This window comes from Vibrio sp. SSH13-20, assembly GCF_040104475.1.
Classification (GTDB): domain Bacteria; phylum Pseudomonadota; class Gammaproteobacteria; order Enterobacterales; family Vibrionaceae; genus Vibrio; species Vibrio harveyi.
The window spans coordinates 1-13,349 of record NZ_JBECOU010000021.1 but is presented as its reverse complement, the minus strand read 5'-3'; the positions used below and the strand labels follow the sequence as shown (position 1 = coordinate 13,349).

At 40.2% G+C, this 13,349-nt stretch carries 22 protein-coding genes and 6 pseudogenes; 22 read left to right on the top strand and 6 right to left on the bottom strand.

Features of this window, described 5'->3' with window-relative positions:
* The first annotated feature begins 116 nt into the window (after positions 1-116).
* Positions 117-219, top strand: a pseudogene (locus tag ABMY42_RS25905) (DUF3265 domain-containing protein).
* Between the two features lie 38 nt (positions 220-257).
* Positions 258-788, top strand: coding sequence for a hypothetical protein (locus ABMY42_RS25900; RefSeq protein ID WP_038899601.1), 531 nt, complete (start codon positions 258-260; stop codon positions 786-788).
* 114 nt (positions 789-902) lie between these two features.
* Here the strand turns inward: ABMY42_RS25900 and ABMY42_RS25895 are convergent, their stop codons facing one another.
* Both ABMY42_RS25895 and ABMY42_RS25890 read right to left on the bottom strand, forming a co-directional pair.
* Positions 903-1,220 carry a CcdB family protein gene (locus ABMY42_RS25895; protein WP_053320656.1) on the bottom strand — a complete coding sequence of 106 codons (318 nt, stop codon included), beginning with the start codon at positions 1,218-1,220 and terminating at the stop codon, positions 903-905.
* The gene (locus ABMY42_RS25890) at positions 1,220-1,465 is read right to left on the bottom strand and encodes a type II toxin-antitoxin system CcdA family antitoxin (RefSeq protein ID WP_349266951.1); all 246 of its coding nucleotides are present in this window, start codon (positions 1,463-1,465) and stop codon (positions 1,220-1,222) included. The genes ABMY42_RS25895 and ABMY42_RS25890 overlap by 1 nt, the downstream gene beginning before the upstream one ends.
* Positions 1,466-1,685: 220 nt before the next feature.
* Between ABMY42_RS25890 and ABMY42_RS25885 the strand changes: the two genes are divergently transcribed.
* From ABMY42_RS25885 to ABMY42_RS25875, 3 genes are all read left to right on the top strand, one after another.
* Entirely contained in the window at positions 1,686-2,150 is a 465-nt protein-coding gene (locus ABMY42_RS25885; protein ID WP_004744193.1) for a GNAT family N-acetyltransferase, read from the top strand.
* 141 nt (positions 2,151-2,291) lie between these two features.
* Positions 2,292-2,765: a DUF4476 domain-containing protein gene (locus ABMY42_RS25880; RefSeq protein ID WP_253819617.1), complete on the top strand. Its 474-nt coding sequence runs from the start codon at positions 2,292-2,294 to the stop codon at positions 2,763-2,765.
* A 157-nt stretch (positions 2,766-2,922) separates the two neighbouring features.
* Positions 2,923-3,480, top strand: a complete 558-nt coding sequence (locus ABMY42_RS25875; RefSeq protein WP_050907850.1) for a nucleotidyltransferase family protein — start codon at positions 2,923-2,925, stop codon at positions 3,478-3,480.
* A 179-nt stretch (positions 3,481-3,659) separates the two neighbouring features.
* On the opposite strand, the gene ABMY42_RS25870 is transcribed toward ABMY42_RS25875, so the two are convergent.
* Entirely contained in the window at positions 3,660-3,959 is a 300-nt protein-coding gene (locus tag ABMY42_RS25870) for a type II toxin-antitoxin system RelE/ParE family toxin (RefSeq protein ID WP_045369102.1), read from the bottom strand.
* A 7-nt stretch (positions 3,960-3,966) separates the two neighbouring features.
* Positions 3,967-4,209: a type II toxin-antitoxin system Phd/YefM family antitoxin gene (locus tag ABMY42_RS25865; RefSeq protein ID WP_005443875.1), complete on the bottom strand. Its 243-nt coding sequence runs from the start codon at positions 4,207-4,209 to the stop codon at positions 3,967-3,969.
* A 327-nt stretch (positions 4,210-4,536) separates the two neighbouring features.
* Between ABMY42_RS25865 and ABMY42_RS25860 the strand changes: the two genes are divergently transcribed.
* The 13 genes and pseudogenes from ABMY42_RS25860 (at position 4,537) to ABMY42_RS25800 (ending at position 10,772) form a co-directional block, all read left to right on the top strand.
* The gene (locus ABMY42_RS25860; RefSeq protein WP_349266950.1) at positions 4,537-4,812 is read left to right on the top strand and encodes a hypothetical protein; all 276 of its coding nucleotides are present in this window, start codon (positions 4,537-4,539) and stop codon (positions 4,810-4,812) included.
* Between the two features lie 237 nt (positions 4,813-5,049).
* Complete coding sequence (locus ABMY42_RS25855) at positions 5,050-5,565, top strand: GNAT family N-acetyltransferase (RefSeq protein WP_239215006.1); 516 nt, start codon at positions 5,050-5,052, stop codon at positions 5,563-5,565.
* On the top strand, positions 5,553-5,681 hold the full coding sequence (locus ABMY42_RS25850; RefSeq protein WP_072609596.1) for a DUF3265 domain-containing protein: 129 nt from the start codon (positions 5,553-5,555) through the stop codon (positions 5,679-5,681). Before ABMY42_RS25855 ends, ABMY42_RS25850 begins: the two co-directional genes overlap by 13 nt.
* Positions 5,682-5,712: 31 nt before the next feature.
* Positions 5,713-6,171: a GNAT family N-acetyltransferase gene (locus tag ABMY42_RS25845; RefSeq protein ID WP_069687307.1), complete on the top strand. Its 459-nt coding sequence runs from the start codon at positions 5,713-5,715 to the stop codon at positions 6,169-6,171.
* A 15-nt stretch (positions 6,172-6,186) separates the two neighbouring features.
* Positions 6,187-6,289: pseudogene (locus tag ABMY42_RS25840) on the top strand (DUF3265 domain-containing protein).
* 86 nt (positions 6,290-6,375) lie between these two features.
* A complete protein-coding gene (locus tag ABMY42_RS25835; RefSeq protein ID WP_058666954.1) occupies positions 6,376-6,936 on the top strand; it encodes a hypothetical protein in 561 nt (186 codons plus the stop codon).
* 268 nt (positions 6,937-7,204) lie between these two features.
* Positions 7,205-8,047: a ParA family protein gene (locus ABMY42_RS25830; protein ID WP_218648111.1), complete on the top strand. Its 843-nt coding sequence runs from the start codon at positions 7,205-7,207 to the stop codon at positions 8,045-8,047.
* Positions 8,044-8,550 carry a hypothetical protein gene (locus tag ABMY42_RS25825; RefSeq protein WP_349266949.1) on the top strand — a complete coding sequence of 169 codons (507 nt, stop codon included), beginning with the start codon at positions 8,044-8,046 and terminating at the stop codon, positions 8,548-8,550. The genes ABMY42_RS25830 and ABMY42_RS25825 overlap by 4 nt, the downstream gene beginning before the upstream one ends.
* A 9-nt stretch (positions 8,551-8,559) precedes the next feature.
* Positions 8,560-8,662, top strand: a pseudogene (locus ABMY42_RS25820) (DUF3265 domain-containing protein).
* A gap of 38 nt (positions 8,663-8,700) precedes the next feature.
* Positions 8,701-9,168, top strand: a complete 468-nt coding sequence (locus ABMY42_RS25815; protein WP_349266948.1) for a cold shock domain-containing protein — start codon at positions 8,701-8,703, stop codon at positions 9,166-9,168.
* Between the two features lie 146 nt (positions 9,169-9,314).
* Positions 9,315-9,887 (top strand): hypothetical protein, encoded by a 573-nt coding sequence (locus tag ABMY42_RS25810; RefSeq protein ID WP_349266947.1) that lies wholly within the window; start codon positions 9,315-9,317, stop codon positions 9,885-9,887.
* Between the two features lie 151 nt (positions 9,888-10,038).
* Positions 10,039-10,665: a hypothetical protein gene (locus tag ABMY42_RS25805; protein WP_060657881.1), complete on the top strand. Its 627-nt coding sequence runs from the start codon at positions 10,039-10,041 to the stop codon at positions 10,663-10,665.
* Positions 10,628-10,772 (top strand): annotated as a pseudogene (locus ABMY42_RS25800) (DUF3265 domain-containing protein). The gene ABMY42_RS25805 and the pseudogene ABMY42_RS25800 overlap by 38 nt, the downstream one beginning before the upstream one ends.
* Positions 10,773-10,805: 33 nt before the next feature.
* Here the strand turns inward: ABMY42_RS25800 and ABMY42_RS25795 are convergent.
* Both ABMY42_RS25795 and ABMY42_RS25790 read right to left on the bottom strand, forming a co-directional pair.
* Entirely contained in the window at positions 10,806-11,303 is a 498-nt protein-coding gene (locus tag ABMY42_RS25795) for a GNAT family N-acetyltransferase (protein WP_349266946.1), read from the bottom strand.
* The gene (locus ABMY42_RS25790; RefSeq protein WP_017420534.1) at positions 11,300-11,572 is read right to left on the bottom strand and encodes a DUF1778 domain-containing protein; all 273 of its coding nucleotides are present in this window, start codon (positions 11,570-11,572) and stop codon (positions 11,300-11,302) included. Before ABMY42_RS25790 ends, ABMY42_RS25795 begins: the two co-directional genes overlap by 4 nt.
* Before the next feature lie 295 nt (positions 11,573-11,867).
* On the opposite strand from ABMY42_RS25790, the gene ABMY42_RS25785 reads away from it, so the two are divergent.
* The 4 genes and pseudogenes from ABMY42_RS25785 to ABMY42_RS25770 form a co-directional block, all read left to right on the top strand.
* Positions 11,868-12,215: a DUF3024 domain-containing protein gene (locus tag ABMY42_RS25785; protein WP_009705214.1), complete on the top strand. Its 348-nt coding sequence runs from the start codon at positions 11,868-11,870 to the stop codon at positions 12,213-12,215.
* A pseudogene (locus ABMY42_RS25780) lies at positions 12,196-12,340 on the top strand (DUF3265 domain-containing protein). Before ABMY42_RS25785 ends, ABMY42_RS25780 begins: the two are co-directional and overlap by 20 nt.
* A 36-nt stretch (positions 12,341-12,376) precedes the next feature.
* The gene (locus ABMY42_RS25775; protein WP_349266945.1) at positions 12,377-13,141 is read left to right on the top strand and encodes a hypothetical protein; all 765 of its coding nucleotides are present in this window, start codon (positions 12,377-12,379) and stop codon (positions 13,139-13,141) included.
* Between the two features lie 113 nt (positions 13,142-13,254).
* Positions 13,255-13,349: pseudogene (locus ABMY42_RS25770) on the top strand (GNAT family N-acetyltransferase); the annotation flags it as partial.

The window sequence follows — 13,349 nt, the reverse complement described above, 5'->3', positions numbered from 1 at the left end:
CATTATTTACTTTGAGGGTTGTGATTTTACTCACAATTTCTATTTCTCGAATGAAAGTGTTTTAAAGCTTATTTCCACGTACGCAAAGGAAGCAGAGGTATATTTAATATAACAAACTGTTTAAGAGGGATTCGCAACGCGTGGCATTTTTACTATGCGTTGCGTTTGGTGTTTAAGGTGGTATGCGGAAGTATCGGCATTACGTTGCTCACCCCTTAACAGGGCGTTATGTGCCACCAGAGTTTTGAGGCAATAAATTGAAGTATAAAGACTTGTCGAAAATTGCACTAGATCCATATAGCACAGAAAAGAGTATCGATTTACTCAAGCTGCATGGGGTTAGTGCGCCTGATTCTGTTATTGAACAGTTTTATATTGATCATAATGCCAACAGTCGCTTTTTAGCTCTCTACGGTGATCTATCACTTCCTGATCTAAAATGGGAGCTAGTTGATTTTGATACGACGAAGTTTTTGCAGATAGGTAGCAATGCTTCATTTCCTGATTTCCTTGAGGAGGTATCTGAAGATGCATCGCATTTCAACGACGTCGGAGAGGCAGTAATTGATTGCCGAGAGGAAGTACTCAATCATTGGAAAAAGCATGGTACTTGGTTAACTCCACCGATATTTCTAGATGCAAATGTTCTTGGTGGTAAATCTGGCATACCTCATTTAGTTGAGGGGCATTCAAGGGTTGGGTGCCTGCTTGGTATTCAAAAATATAAAATCATTCCTTTGGCTGACAGGCACAAAGTGTATTGGGGCTATATTCGCAAAGGCACATAACAAATTGTTCAAGAGTGATTCGGCACGCGTGGCATTTTTGCTATGCGTCAGGTTTAGCGGTTAAGGTGGTATGCAGAGACTTCGGTATTGCGTGCCTCACACCTTAACAAGGCGTTATATGCCAGTAATCAGAAAGTCGATAGCAGCAATAATTTCATTTCTAAAAGTGCTCAACTTATTCACAGGATCACGCAGGATTTTAGTAGGGACGCTCGCCATTTGGTGAGTCAGAATTACGAAATCGCCTTCATCAATGTGGATCACTGGACATAGGTGGGTAGGTGCTTTCTTCTCTAACATTTCGACTGGTGTTAATGGAATCACCAGTCGAGTATTCAGCGTATCAAGCATTTCACTTTGAACATCAACAAAGTATGGGTAAGCGGTCGCAGTGCTTTTATCGTTATTTTGGTATAGTGAAAACTGTGACATTAGAATACTCGGTAAGAATCAGAAAACAGACCGTGATTTTCTGTTAGTTCATTGCACGCGCTAATAGCGTCTTGATTTTGCTCTAACCACTCAGTTTTTCGGCGTTGTTTAACTTCCTTTTCAAGAGCTTTTTCCATTGTTGCTGAGAGGTTTATGTTTAATCGCTTAGCCTCGGCTAGCAGTTCGCTGTTTAAGCTCAAGTTTGCCGCTTTTTTTGGTGCTTGCGTACTATATGAGTTTCTCATGATAATTACCTATGCGTATCTATGATGCGCATTAAGTATAGGCGCGCGCGAGGCATATAACAAACAATTTAAGAGGGATTCCCAACGCTTGGCATTTTTGGTACTACTTCAAATTTGGTGTTTATGGCACTATGCGTTGAGTTGAGTGGTAGCGTTGCTCACCCCTTAATTGGGCGTTATGTCCTTTTCGGGTTTTTGAGGTTCTATGAAAATAAGAAAAATGAGTTCAGCTGACTTGCCAGCTTTGTATGATATTTACACCGACAAAGAGGTTGTGAACAACAATCGTTACTTGCCTGACATCAAAAGGGAAGAGTTTGACTCAATGTTCAATGACAGCCAGCTTAATTTTGTCGCGGTTGAAAGTGATGGAGAACTCTTGGGGCATTTGGCTATTAACTCAACGCCTAAGCCGAGGTTAAAGCACTCTGCATCTTTTGGTATTGCGGTCGCCAAAACTTCCCGAGGAAAGGGAGTGGGTCGTTTCTTAATGGAATACTTGCTGTCGTATTGTGATGAGCAGCTAAACTTGACGCGTTTGGAGTTAGAGGTGCATGCAAACAACGTTGCTGCGTTGGCACTTTATAAATCCTTTGGTTTTGAAGTTGAGGGTACAAAACGCAAGGCTGTGCTTGTTGAAGATGATCTAATAGACATCGTCATCATGTCGAGAGTACAGACATAACAAACAATTTAAGAGTGATTCGGCACGCGTGGCATTTTTACTATGCGTAGGTTTTGGTGATTAAGGTGGTATGCGGCAGCATTGGTATTGCGTGCCTCACACCTTAATTGGGCGTTATGTAAATCGAACAAAAGGAGGGGTTTGAAATTGTATAAAATCATTATATCAGGAGTATTTTACTTAGTTTGTTCTTTAAGTGTTCAGGCTATGGAGCCTGAAGAATTGTTGACAAAAATAAGCCATTTTAATTTTGACTCAACAAAAAACAGGTTTGTTTCCGACAACGTAAACAACCTAAATCGCGACCTGACATTTAAAGAGTTAATAACACTCGTAGAGTATTTTGATTTTGATTCTTCCAAAGTGAAAGCAGTTAAAACATTGCGAGGTCACCACGAAGAATATTCTGATTTAGAATTATCAGAGTTGATGGAAGTTATCAACTTTGATTCGACCAAAGAAAAAATGCTAAAAGTACTTGATGCAGAGGCGGTAGAATTCTCGGAAACTACAAGCTCCAAGAGTTCTTCAACTTCAGTTACATCGACAAAGAGTACAACTCTTACTATTAGGTGTGATGGATTCGATTGTGAAGCAGAATATGTAAGTAAATAGTTTTAACGCTACCACAAAAATTTACATAACAAAGCGTTTAAGACGGATTCCCAACGCTTGGCATTTTCGGTTTGATTCGGCTTTAGTGTTTACGGCACAATGGTTTAGGTAAGGTGGTAGCGTTGCTCACCACTTAACGCAGCGTTAGTAGGTCAGGATGAATAAACAAAAACTAAAGCATCTAATTCAGCAAGTTCCAGAGTTGCTCGAAACTGCTGAGGTATGCCAGGAGGTAGGGCTGCCAAACTTCTATATTGCAGGCGGAGCTATTACCCAAATCATCTGGAATAGTATCGACAGGAAATCGCTTCTTGCTCAAGTTAAAGACTTTGATGTTGTCTATTTCGATAGATCTAACCTTGTAACTGAAGACGAGTTCAAAAATCGCATTGGCTCGAGGTTGAGTCATAGTGTTGACGTTGATGTGAAAAACCAAGCATTAATACATGAGCGCTACTCTAAGAAGTTTGGTTGTTCCATTCAGGCATATGAGCGAGTTGAACAAGGTATCGAGTCTTGGCTTTCTGCCTTTGCTATTGGTTTTACTCTAGATAGTGCAGGAAACATTCAATTGTTCACCCCATATGGATTAGATGATGCATTTAATATGTTGATCAAACCTAACAAAAAGGCAATGACAGAAACTAACTACAACAAAATGACCGATGGCTATAAGGCTAGGTGGCAGAAAGTACAGGTGCTCCCTTGGAATTGACCTACTAACAAAGCGTTTAAGACGGATTCCCAACGCTGGGCATTTTCGGTTTGCTTTGAATTTAGTGTTTACGGCACAATGGTTTAGGTAGGGTGGTAGCGTTGCTCACCACTTAACGCGGCGTTAGTTTGCATGGATAAACTCTCACCCCAGTTATTATTTCTAGGGTGAAAGTCGTGTTATTTCAGATGATTCTGGGGTAGCTGTGATTGACCTAAGACAGCAACGACTAATATAAAGTCATCTTCTTTGGTGAAATAAGCTGTGTGTTTTCCAATCGGGAAATAAAAGCCATTTGGGTATAGCTCGTGACAGCTTCTTCCTAAACCTGGATTATCAGCTAGCATCTGAAACCCTGATAGCAAAGTGTCTTTATAGTTGCGCCACTGTAATTCAGAAAAGTTTTCAACAGTGTAGTTTTTGACTTTGCGCAAGTGGGATTGCGCTAAGTTACTTAGCTTGTATTTATTCTTTTGCATAAGTGAGTTACAGCGAATTTATAAAGCTTTCGCCGTCAACAGTGTTTCCATTGTTCAAGTCTTCTTTAGCTGACTTAAAGCAGTGTTTGAGGTACTCAACTTTCATAGCTTCTAGCTCTTCAAAGTCACGAATGGACATGACAACGACAGTATCTTTACTGTTTTTGCTGATTTTTACTGGCTCGCGTTGTGCGCTTAGAAGTAGTTCGCCGAAATTTCGTTTGGCATCATTGGCTGTTAATGTATGCATGGTCAGTTCCCAATTTAGTGTACAGTTAGATTATAATGCATCGCGTGAAATGTTCAATTTAATTAAATCGTGCGATTTGTGTGAAATGCAAACTAACAAACTGCTCAAGAGGGATTCGCAACGCGTGGCATTTTTACTATGCGTTGAATTTAGTGATTAAGGTGGTTTGCAGCGGCTTTTGTATTGCGTTGCTCACCCCTTAGCAGGGCGTTAGTTTGCAAGAGGAAAAACGCAGCTATATCGCAAGATCTAGTGGTAAAAGCTCAAAGTTTAAGTTGTCGTATTGGCTTTCAATTTTAGTGTTAACTAGCGTTGTGAAAATTCAAAATGGGCATCGTTTCAACGGTTGATTTGTTCTTTGGTGCGGCGACTTTTGGGTTAACTGAGTTGAATTTTTTTGCTGAGACTCTGCTCGTTGAGTTTGCTGGTATAAAAGCCGATCTACTCGCTGAAGTGACGCTTTCTTTGGTGTGGCAAGTTCCACGTGGTTTCAGTGAGTTTGTTGAAAGTCCGCATTGTGAGATTGGTTTTCCAAAAGCGCTTTTTGGTGTTGTGAGTTCGTTTTCTGCGGCGTTGTTTGTTCCAAGTGGTTTCATTGAGTAGCCGCTTTGAGACAACGCCTGACTTAAATGCATCAAAACACATAAAGCTTATTGTTTGCAAAGTTTAAAATAACGTAAAATCAACGCTTTGGGTTTGCAAACTAACAAACTGCTCAAGAGGGATTCGCAACGCGTGGCATTTTTACTATGCGTTGATTTTAGTGATTAAGGTGGTTTGCGGCGGCTTCGGTATTGCGTTGCTCACCCCTTAGCAGGGCGTTATGTGAATAGGGAAATTATGCAGCAAGCAATTGAAAGTGAAAGACTAATATTACGACCATTTTCTATGTCTGACGCTGAGCGTGTTTCAGAGTTGGTTGGCGACAAGCAAATATCAGAAATGACGGCAAATATACCGTATCCATATACAGTTAGTGATGCTGAGAATTGGATTCGTACACATGCTGAGTTGTTTTTAAGTGGTAAAGGTATTGTCTATGCCATTGTCCTAAAAGAGAGTTCTGAGCTTATTGGTGCTGTTAGTTTTCCAAAACTGGAAAATGGTTTGGGTATTCTGGGCTATTGGTTAGGCGTTCCTTACTGGGGCTGTGGTTATGCTACAGAAGCATCTAAGGTTTTGATTTCATTTTCAAAAAAGCATTATGGATTAACAAGATTAAAAGTAATGCATTTAGTTGGAAATGAGCGTTCAAAATCAGTTATTGAAAAGCTCGGTGTAAAATACGTAGGCGATCAGACAAATCGCATGCAAGGTAAAGATCGTGAAGTAAGTGTTTATATATCAGAGGCATAAATTCACATAACAAACAGTTCAAGAGGGATTCAGCACGCGTGGCATTTTTGGTATGCGTTGATTTAGGTGTTGAAGTGCCATGCAGCGGCTTGGTCATTGCGTGCTTCACCCCTTAACTGGGCGTTATGTGCTTTGGTGGAAATGAATATGGAAATCACAATCAGGCGTATTGAAACAGAAAGCATTGAGGACAAAAGTATATTCGAGACTCTGTTCAAAGAGTATCTATCTGGATTCTCAGTTGAACTAGATCTCTCAGTAATTGCTCAGCTATTTGCGTTGCCTTATTTCCACGGATTTATCAGTTTTGTCGACAATAAGCCTGCTGGTTTTGCAGTTTGCTTTGAATCGTTCTCAACTTATCGTGCGCAAAGAGTGATGAATATCCATGATTTTATGGTGTCGGACAACTTTCGTGGTAAGGGTGTTGGCAAGGCGCAACTGAACGGTATCGAACAGTATTGTCGTGATAATGATTACCTCAAAATCACATTAGAGGTCGGTGATGATAATTTTGCAGCTAAAAAGCTCTACAGCTCATTGGACTACGAAGATTACAGAGTAGTTTTGAAAGGGCAGCAGCATTGGCAAAAGTACCTCAATTAGCACGCACATAACAAACTGTTCAAGAGGGATTCGCAACGCGTGGCATTTTCACTATGCGTTGGTTTTAGTGTTTAAGGTGGTATGCGGCGGCATCGGTATTGCGTTGTTCACCCCTTAACAGGGCGTTAGAGCGCTTAATTGATAATATGTGCTTAGTTGTGTATTTTGTTCGTATTAAAACCTGATATATAACAAGGATAAGACATGAAGATGGTATTCGTTGATGCCGAAAACGTAGGTCTAAAAGAGCTAGAAAAACTCAGAGCATCGGCAATCGATAAAGTATTTGTTTTCTCTAAGTCTGAAGCGATCAAACAATGCTGCGAAAAGAATCTTTTTTTATATCTGTCAGATTATCCAAATGGTCAAAACCAAGCTGATTTTTACATTGTTGCTTATCTATCTAGAATTCTAACGATGCTAGACAAAAAGCAGTTGGGAACAGTGAGCTTTGAACTATATAGCAACGATGAAAGTTTGATATCTGCCTACGAGTTTCAATGTTCCCAGATGGGGGCGTTTTTCCGAGTTGTTAGAACTAAAGAAGAAACTGTTGTGCCTATTAAGCAACAGAAAAAGCAGCTGTCACAAAGTCCCGAAGAAAAAATCTATCAAGCACTTAAGGTTCCAACAGCTTTAGACCCAAGCTTTCAAGAGACATTGGGGCTCTCGAGACAAGTCTTTACTCGGGCTGTCAACGTATTGTCTACAACTAACAAAATTCAACGGTCCACTGAAAACAAGAAAAAATGGGTTCGGTGCTAACATCGCTCTAACAAACTGTTTAAGAGTGATTCGCAACGCGTGGCATTTTTACTATGCGTTGGTTTAAGTGATCAAGGTGGTATGCGGCGGCATCGGTATTGCGTTGCTCACACCTTAACAGGGCGTTATATCACTATGCCATGCAGTTAAGTAGATAAAGTAATTTAGACATGTTATGTGAACGGTAAGAACAATGATATGAGTCTAGTTTTGTATGGGTGATTTCAAGTATAATTCACCAAATTATTTATGATAAGGTCTTGTTATAATGGCAAAAGTAGTTTCACTTATAAACATGAAAGGTGGAGTTGGTAAATCAACATTGACAGTTAATCTAGCATGGCATCTTGCATGTTATACAAATTGGCAAAAAAAGGTATTAGTAGTTGATTTGGATCCTCAGTTTAATGCGAGTCAGTATTTAGTAGGTGTAAATAAGTACCATGATTTTATAAATGATGGGAAGCCTACAATTTGGGATGTGTTTGAGCAGCATAAAAGAACACCAAGTGGAAAAACTAAAATAGTTAAGCCTAAAGATGTGATTAGAAATGTAGTGACATTTCGTGGAGGTAGTAAAATAGATTTATTGCCTTCAAGGTTAGAGCTATCTCTGTCATTGAAAAATCCAACACAGAAACCAGAGTTGCTGTCAAAATTATTAAAGAACGTGCATGATGAATACGACTTAATCTTAATAGATTGTGCACCAACTGAGTCTGTATTGACAACGGCTGCATACCTGGCAAGTGACTACCTACTTGTTCCAGTAAAACCAGAGTACTTATCGACTATTGGTTTACCGTTGTTAGTTAATTCAATGTCTGATTTTTTGACTGAATACGATGACCACAATTTAGAGTTGCTAGGGGTTGTGTACAACGCTACGTCAGATTATTCTCCAGAAGAGCAACATTCAAAGCGTGAAGTGTCAAAGCTTGCAGATAAGCATGGTTGGAACATTTTTGATTCTGAAATTACTTATTCTCGTTCATATCCTAAAGGGGCAAGGGAAGGTCAACCTATTTTCAAAACTTCCTATGCAAGAACTGCACAAGCTACTAAGTTTAGGATGTTTGCGAATGAGTTTGGTAAGAGAGTTGGACTATGATGACCGATAATGAGTTAAAGTTACTTATTGCATTGTTAAGAAATGTTGATAAATACGGACTCCATACTTTTCTTTCTTTGAAAGAAAAACTAGCAGCATCAGAAGAACTGGATTTTAATTTCTTGGAAAAGCTATCCAAAGAAAAATATAAAAATATAAAACAAAAATCCAATTATAAAATTGAAGTAGAAAAGTACTTAGATGGAATTGAGTTAAATAAAAAAATCGCGGTTAATGAGCTTATTAAATCATTTCAGAGTAGAACGAAATTAAAAAATTTACTAGAAGCTTCTAGTTATCTAAATAATCTTGGTTTTAGCGATAAGAAAATATCAACTTGGCAAGAAGGAATATACATATTGGTTAAAGGTCTCCATAAGTATAACTTTGATTTAAATTATATTGCTGAGATACAAAACGATTTTGAGTCACCATTAGACGACGATAGAAGTTTAGAAAGATGGAGTGAAATTATTTTAAGTAAGCAGATATCAAAAAAGTGATATAACAAACTGTTCAAGAGTGATTCGCAACGCTTGGCATTTTTGCTATGCGTTGCGTTTTGTGTTTAAGGTGGCATGCAGAAACTTGGGTGTTGCGTTGCTCACACCTTAACAGGGCGTTATGCCGCTATGTGAAAAATGGGAGGGGACATGAAAGGGGAAATTGTTCGCTGGGTTGATGAGCGCGGTTTTGGGTTCATAAATTCCAATGAACTGGATGGTGACATTTTTGTTCATGTATCCAAGTTTAAAAAAGGATACCGACGCCCCCGAATAGGGGACCAAGTAGAGTTTCAACTGGCAAGTACTCAGCCTAAGTTAAGTGCGGAAAGTGCTCAGTTAGTCGGTGTCAAACCACAGGAAAGCAATTTTTTTTCAGTTGTATTATCAGCAGTTATCGTCGGTCTAATAGGCGCAGCCTTCTATCTGTTTTATATAGAGCCTAAGTTAAACCCTGCATATGAAAATATGGGGTTCAGTTGCCAAGGCAAGACTTACTGTAGCGAAATGGCGTCTTGTGATGAAGCAAAGTTTTATTTATCAAATTGTCCAAATGTCAAAATAGATGGCGACAATGATGGTACTCCTTGCGAGAGTCAGTTATGTGGTAGTTGGTAGGATCGGCATAACAAACTGTTTAAGAGTGATTCGCAACGCGTGGCATTTTTACTATGCGTTGGTTTTAGTGTTTAAGGTGGTATGCAGCGGCATCGGGATTGCGTTGCTCACACCTTAACAGGGCGTTATATGCTTAGAGGAAAATAATGAAAACATCGTTAAAACAGTTGGTTGCAAGGCATAGAGGTGTAGATGAAGCTAGTAGCTTTTCTTCATTCGAGCTGAGTAGTCCACAACCTCTGATAGAATCAGCTAAAAAAGTCTTGTCAAATGTACCTCCTTCTATGGGGGCTTGTGCACCGCTTAGTGCTGCATGGGCTAAAACGTTGAGAGATGATTATGATATTCCTGCAATCGTGGTAGCAGGAGACTTGAAAATCTTAGGCAAGCGAATATTCAAGTGTAAGAAAAACCTCCCAGAAGCCAGTGCTAATGGACAAATTATCAATCAAAAGTGGGATGGTCACTGTTGGATTGAGATCGACGGATTTGTCGGTGACTTGTCCATATTTCGTACCGCATATTCTCTTAGTTATCCAAGTGTGTTGAAGCAGTTCATTGAAAGTACATTTGGCAGCGGACGTGGCGCATTTTTAGCTCCTCATCAAGACATACCCAGTGAGATGAAATATGTGGCTAAATACGTTTTAAACGATAGACAGCTTGCTGGATTGCTAGGTGGTTTAAGTTACCAACTAGAAACGGGGCAGCGCATATAACAAACTGTTTAAGAGTGATTCGCAACGCGTGGCATTTTTACTATGCGTTGTGTTTAGTGTTTAAGGTGATTTGCGGCAGCTCTTGTATTGCGTTGCTCACACCTTAACTGCGCGTTATAGCTCAATTGCTCCCACGTTTCTGGAGATAAAAATGACTTGGAGTTCAGAGGCTTTTTGCGAAGAGTTTGGTGTTGCGATAAGTGAATTTCATAAAATATTTGCAAATCAGATTGTAGTAACCCCCAACACTGACTGGCATACCGCCATGTTGAGTGTCTCAAACCTCAGTTTAGTAAAACTACAAGTTGACCTATTTGACTCTATTGAAACAATCGAGCAAAAGTTACAACGAAATGCAGTTGAGTGCCTCGAAACCATGGGCTATGACTTTAGATATCTCGAATCAATAGTTGTTGATGTATTCCGACTGGGTACGCTGAGAAGTTTTCTTTATCGAGATATTAATGCAGTTTTGGATCAAAGTACGTATTTATCTCAAAGTGCAAGAGATTTGCTTGCTGTGGTAGATAAACACAGTGGTATCAAAGGCATGGTTATAGGGTTTATGACAGGTTACAACAATCCTATAGATGGTCTTTTGCACGGTTTTGGTAAAGGCTCATTAAATATTGAAATTCAAAATGCTCAGATTCGTTTTCAGCAGCAAGCTCAACTTTTTAATAGCTCTACTGAAAAACTAGCAATGGATTTGAAAGTTATGATTTTGCGGATTTGGAATGATGGGGTTGCTCAAATTCAAAACAAAATTGAGCTATAACAAACTGTTTAAGAGTGATTCGCAACGCGTGGCATTTTTACTATGCGTTGCGTTTAGTGTTTAAGGTGGTATGCGGCGGCATCGGTATTGCGTTGCTCACACCTTAACAGGGCGTTAGTTTGCTAAGGGCTAGCGATTAACTAGCCTAAGCTTGCTCTCACATCAGCAATGGTGATGAAGAGTTTATTTTCAGCGTCTTCAAATGCTTCAAAACCATAGCGTTCATAGAACTGTTTCGCACCGTCTTTGGCATCAACGATAACAACTGGAAATGCAACGCTATCACTTGCAGCTAATAGCTTTCTGAGTGCGTCAATAAGCAGCCACTCACCAAAGCCTTTCCCTTTGTATCGGTCATCGACAGCAAGGCGGGCAATCAGACCACCAGAGGTGGATGATTGGTGTTTTTTTTGTAACTTATCGGGTAATGCCTTTAAGTCAATTGGTGTCATTGTTAGCGTGTAAAAGCCGATGACATGTGAGTTGTCGTTATCATCTTCCAAAACAAACGTTCTGGTGTTGTCTTTTTTTGCTTGCTGACTCGCCATTACTTTTAAGTAATTATTGAGAGCTTCGATACCACAGTTGAATCGGTTTCTATCGTGTTTAGCTTTATCTAGAAGTACCGTATTCATCATTGAGTTTTGCTCTCGTATCGGTCAGCAGCAGCTTTTAGTTTTGAGTTCTGTGTAGCAGGGCGGTCTAAAGCTTCCATCAGCAACATAGCATCAGCTTGGCTCAGTTTTAAAGCCTGCTCACGTTCGATGACTTGTTTGGCTTTTTCGATTGCAGCGCTTAGAACAAACGAGTTGATGCTAGACATGCCGGCGATCGCGGCAGCCTTAGTAAGTAAGTCTTGTGTATCGACATCAACTCTAGCGGTGATGCGAGGCAAAGTAGTAGCCATAATTATATCTCCTGTTGTGTCAAAGTGTCACATAGGTATTATGGTCTTAAAGTGTGCAATAAGCAATCTTTGTGTCACTTTGGCACGCAAACTAACAAAGCGTTTAAGACGGATTCCCAACGCTCGGCATTTTTGGTTTGCTTCAGTTTAAGTGTTTACGGCACAATACTTTAAGTGTAGTGGTATGCGTTGCTCACCACTTAACGCGGCGTTATGTACTTTCTCGAAAATTAACCTAGCCAACGTATGAAATTAGGTCGTAAACTTAGCTTAATTAAAGGGTTAGGTGATAGATATGGCATTTTCAGAAATTGAGCAACAGCGTTATAGAAAGGTAGTGGAGAAGTACCTTGATTCTTGTCGGCCGCCAGAAGAGATCCGCAACCAACTTGATATTGGGTATCGTTTAGAGGGGCAAGTCATCGAAATCTTCGAGATACGTCCTAAGTGGAATGATCCATCCGAAAAAATGGAGTGCCCAGTAGCCAAAGTCAAATATTATAAGTCGCGTGATGCGTGGAAAATTTACTGGATGAAATCCGACCAAAAATGGCATTCGTATGAGCCAGTTCCAGAGATTCAACTTCTAGAAGCTTTCTTGGAAATATTGGAAGACGATACTTATGGGTGTTTCTGGGGATAGAACCAACCACGTACATAACAAACTGTTCAAGAGGGATTCGCAACGCGTGGCATTTTTACTATGCGTTGGTTTTAGTGTTTAAGGCGGTATGCGGCGGCATCGGTATTGCGTTGCTCACCCCTTAACAGGGCGTTATGTTGCTAGAGAAAAAGGACAGTCTAATGAAGAAAAATCTTGTGGTTGGCTTCACATTACTAGGTGTTGTCGCACTATTTTTCGTCGGGAAACGCAGTGGAGAAGAACTGTCATTAGCAGCTTGTGAACTGACTGAAAAGGTAGAAACTCCAGTTCATTTCTTTACGGATGACTCTATAAGCGAGTCAAAAATCAATGAATACATCGACTACTCTAATCTTGTTCTTGAAAACTCATGTGTGCCAATGCAAAGAACATTGTCAGGCATTACTAGGCTTGACCTTGCAGATTTCGAAGAAGGTGGTAGTGGTAAGCTACATAATCAGTTAGCGCAAGCTGTGGGCGACTCGGTGTTAGAGCCACTGCAACGTGAGGGGAGCTACTATGCACTAGTTCTTCCTAAAGACCACCCATTTTCACAGGACGGAAGTGCCGGTACTGCTCATGTGAATTTTAGTCGCAGTTTTCTGGTTTTATCATCTGACGCAGAAGTACATGTACTCGAACATGAACTCGGTCATTTGGCTTGGGCATGGCACAACGATACGCCAGAGTACTGGCTTAAAGGTCAACTACTGTCAGAGAACCATAAGTTCATAAAACCTTATGCATTTGGGGCTTTGTGTCGTGAAGCGGGGACAGTGATGACGTATGCAGAAAAAGTCTTGCCAGTGTATTCCTCACCGGACATTGAATATTATGGGAAAGCCTGTGGTGATGGAGACAAAGCAGACAACGCACGACACATGAGAGAGTTTGCTCAGTCGTTAATCTTAAACACCGCAACATAACAAAGCATTTAAGAGTGATTCGTAACGCTTGGCAGTTTCGCTTCGCTCAAGTATAGCCAAGCGCCGCTCACACCTTAATGCGGCGTTATACGCTTTTGAGGAAATAATCCAATATGAACAAGGTAGTATTCAGAAATTGCGATGAAAATAGTAAGTATTGGGTTGCTCTAGAGAAGCTGTTTCAAACGGAATGGTCTGATTTTCTATT

What these genes read in the sequence shown, in the direction of transcription:
- ABMY42_RS25895 (WP_053320656.1), bottom strand. Translation starts at nt 1,220, where the DNA reads ATGTCACAGTTTTCACTATACCAAAATAACGATAAAAGCACTGCGACC.
- ABMY42_RS25890 (WP_349266951.1), bottom strand. Translation starts at nt 1,465, where the DNA reads ATGAGAAACTCATATAGTACGCAAGCACCAAAAAAAGCGGCAAACTTG.
- ABMY42_RS25885 (WP_004744193.1), top strand. Translation starts at nt 1,686, where the DNA reads ATGAGTTCAGCTGACTTGCCAGCTTTGTATGATATTTACACCGACAAA.
- ABMY42_RS25875 (WP_050907850.1), top strand. Translation starts at nt 2,923, where the DNA reads ATGAATAAACAAAAACTAAAGCATCTAATTCAGCAAGTTCCAGAGTTG.
- ABMY42_RS25870 (WP_045369102.1), bottom strand. Translation starts at nt 3,959, where the DNA reads ATGCAAAAGAATAAATACAAGCTAAGTAACTTAGCGCAATCCCACTTG.
- ABMY42_RS25865 (WP_005443875.1), bottom strand. Translation starts at nt 4,209, where the DNA reads ATGCATACATTAACAGCCAATGATGCCAAACGAAATTTCGGCGAACTA.
- ABMY42_RS25860 (WP_349266950.1), top strand. Translation starts at nt 4,537, where the DNA reads ATGGGCATCGTTTCAACGGTTGATTTGTTCTTTGGTGCGGCGACTTTT.
- ABMY42_RS25855 (WP_239215006.1), top strand. Translation starts at nt 5,050, where the DNA reads ATGCAGCAAGCAATTGAAAGTGAAAGACTAATATTACGACCATTTTCT.
- ABMY42_RS25845 (WP_069687307.1), top strand. Translation starts at nt 5,713, where the DNA reads ATGGAAATCACAATCAGGCGTATTGAAACAGAAAGCATTGAGGACAAA.
- ABMY42_RS25835 (WP_058666954.1), top strand. Translation starts at nt 6,376, where the DNA reads ATGAAGATGGTATTCGTTGATGCCGAAAACGTAGGTCTAAAAGAGCTA.
- ABMY42_RS25830 (WP_218648111.1), top strand. Translation starts at nt 7,205, where the DNA reads ATGGCAAAAGTAGTTTCACTTATAAACATGAAAGGTGGAGTTGGTAAA.
- ABMY42_RS25825 (WP_349266949.1), top strand. Translation starts at nt 8,044, where the DNA reads ATGATGACCGATAATGAGTTAAAGTTACTTATTGCATTGTTAAGAAAT.
- ABMY42_RS25815 (WP_349266948.1), top strand. Translation starts at nt 8,701, where the DNA reads ATGAAAGGGGAAATTGTTCGCTGGGTTGATGAGCGCGGTTTTGGGTTC.
- ABMY42_RS25810 (WP_349266947.1), top strand. Translation starts at nt 9,315, where the DNA reads ATGAAAACATCGTTAAAACAGTTGGTTGCAAGGCATAGAGGTGTAGAT.
- ABMY42_RS25805 (WP_060657881.1), top strand. Translation starts at nt 10,039, where the DNA reads ATGACTTGGAGTTCAGAGGCTTTTTGCGAAGAGTTTGGTGTTGCGATA.
- ABMY42_RS25795 (WP_349266946.1), bottom strand. Translation starts at nt 11,303, where the DNA reads ATGATGAATACGGTACTTCTAGATAAAGCTAAACACGATAGAAACCGA.
- ABMY42_RS25790 (WP_017420534.1), bottom strand. Translation starts at nt 11,572, where the DNA reads ATGGCTACTACTTTGCCTCGCATCACCGCTAGAGTTGATGTCGATACA.
- ABMY42_RS25785 (WP_009705214.1), top strand. Translation starts at nt 11,868, where the DNA reads ATGGCATTTTCAGAAATTGAGCAACAGCGTTATAGAAAGGTAGTGGAG.
- ABMY42_RS25775 (WP_349266945.1), top strand. Translation starts at nt 12,377, where the DNA reads ATGAAGAAAAATCTTGTGGTTGGCTTCACATTACTAGGTGTTGTCGCA.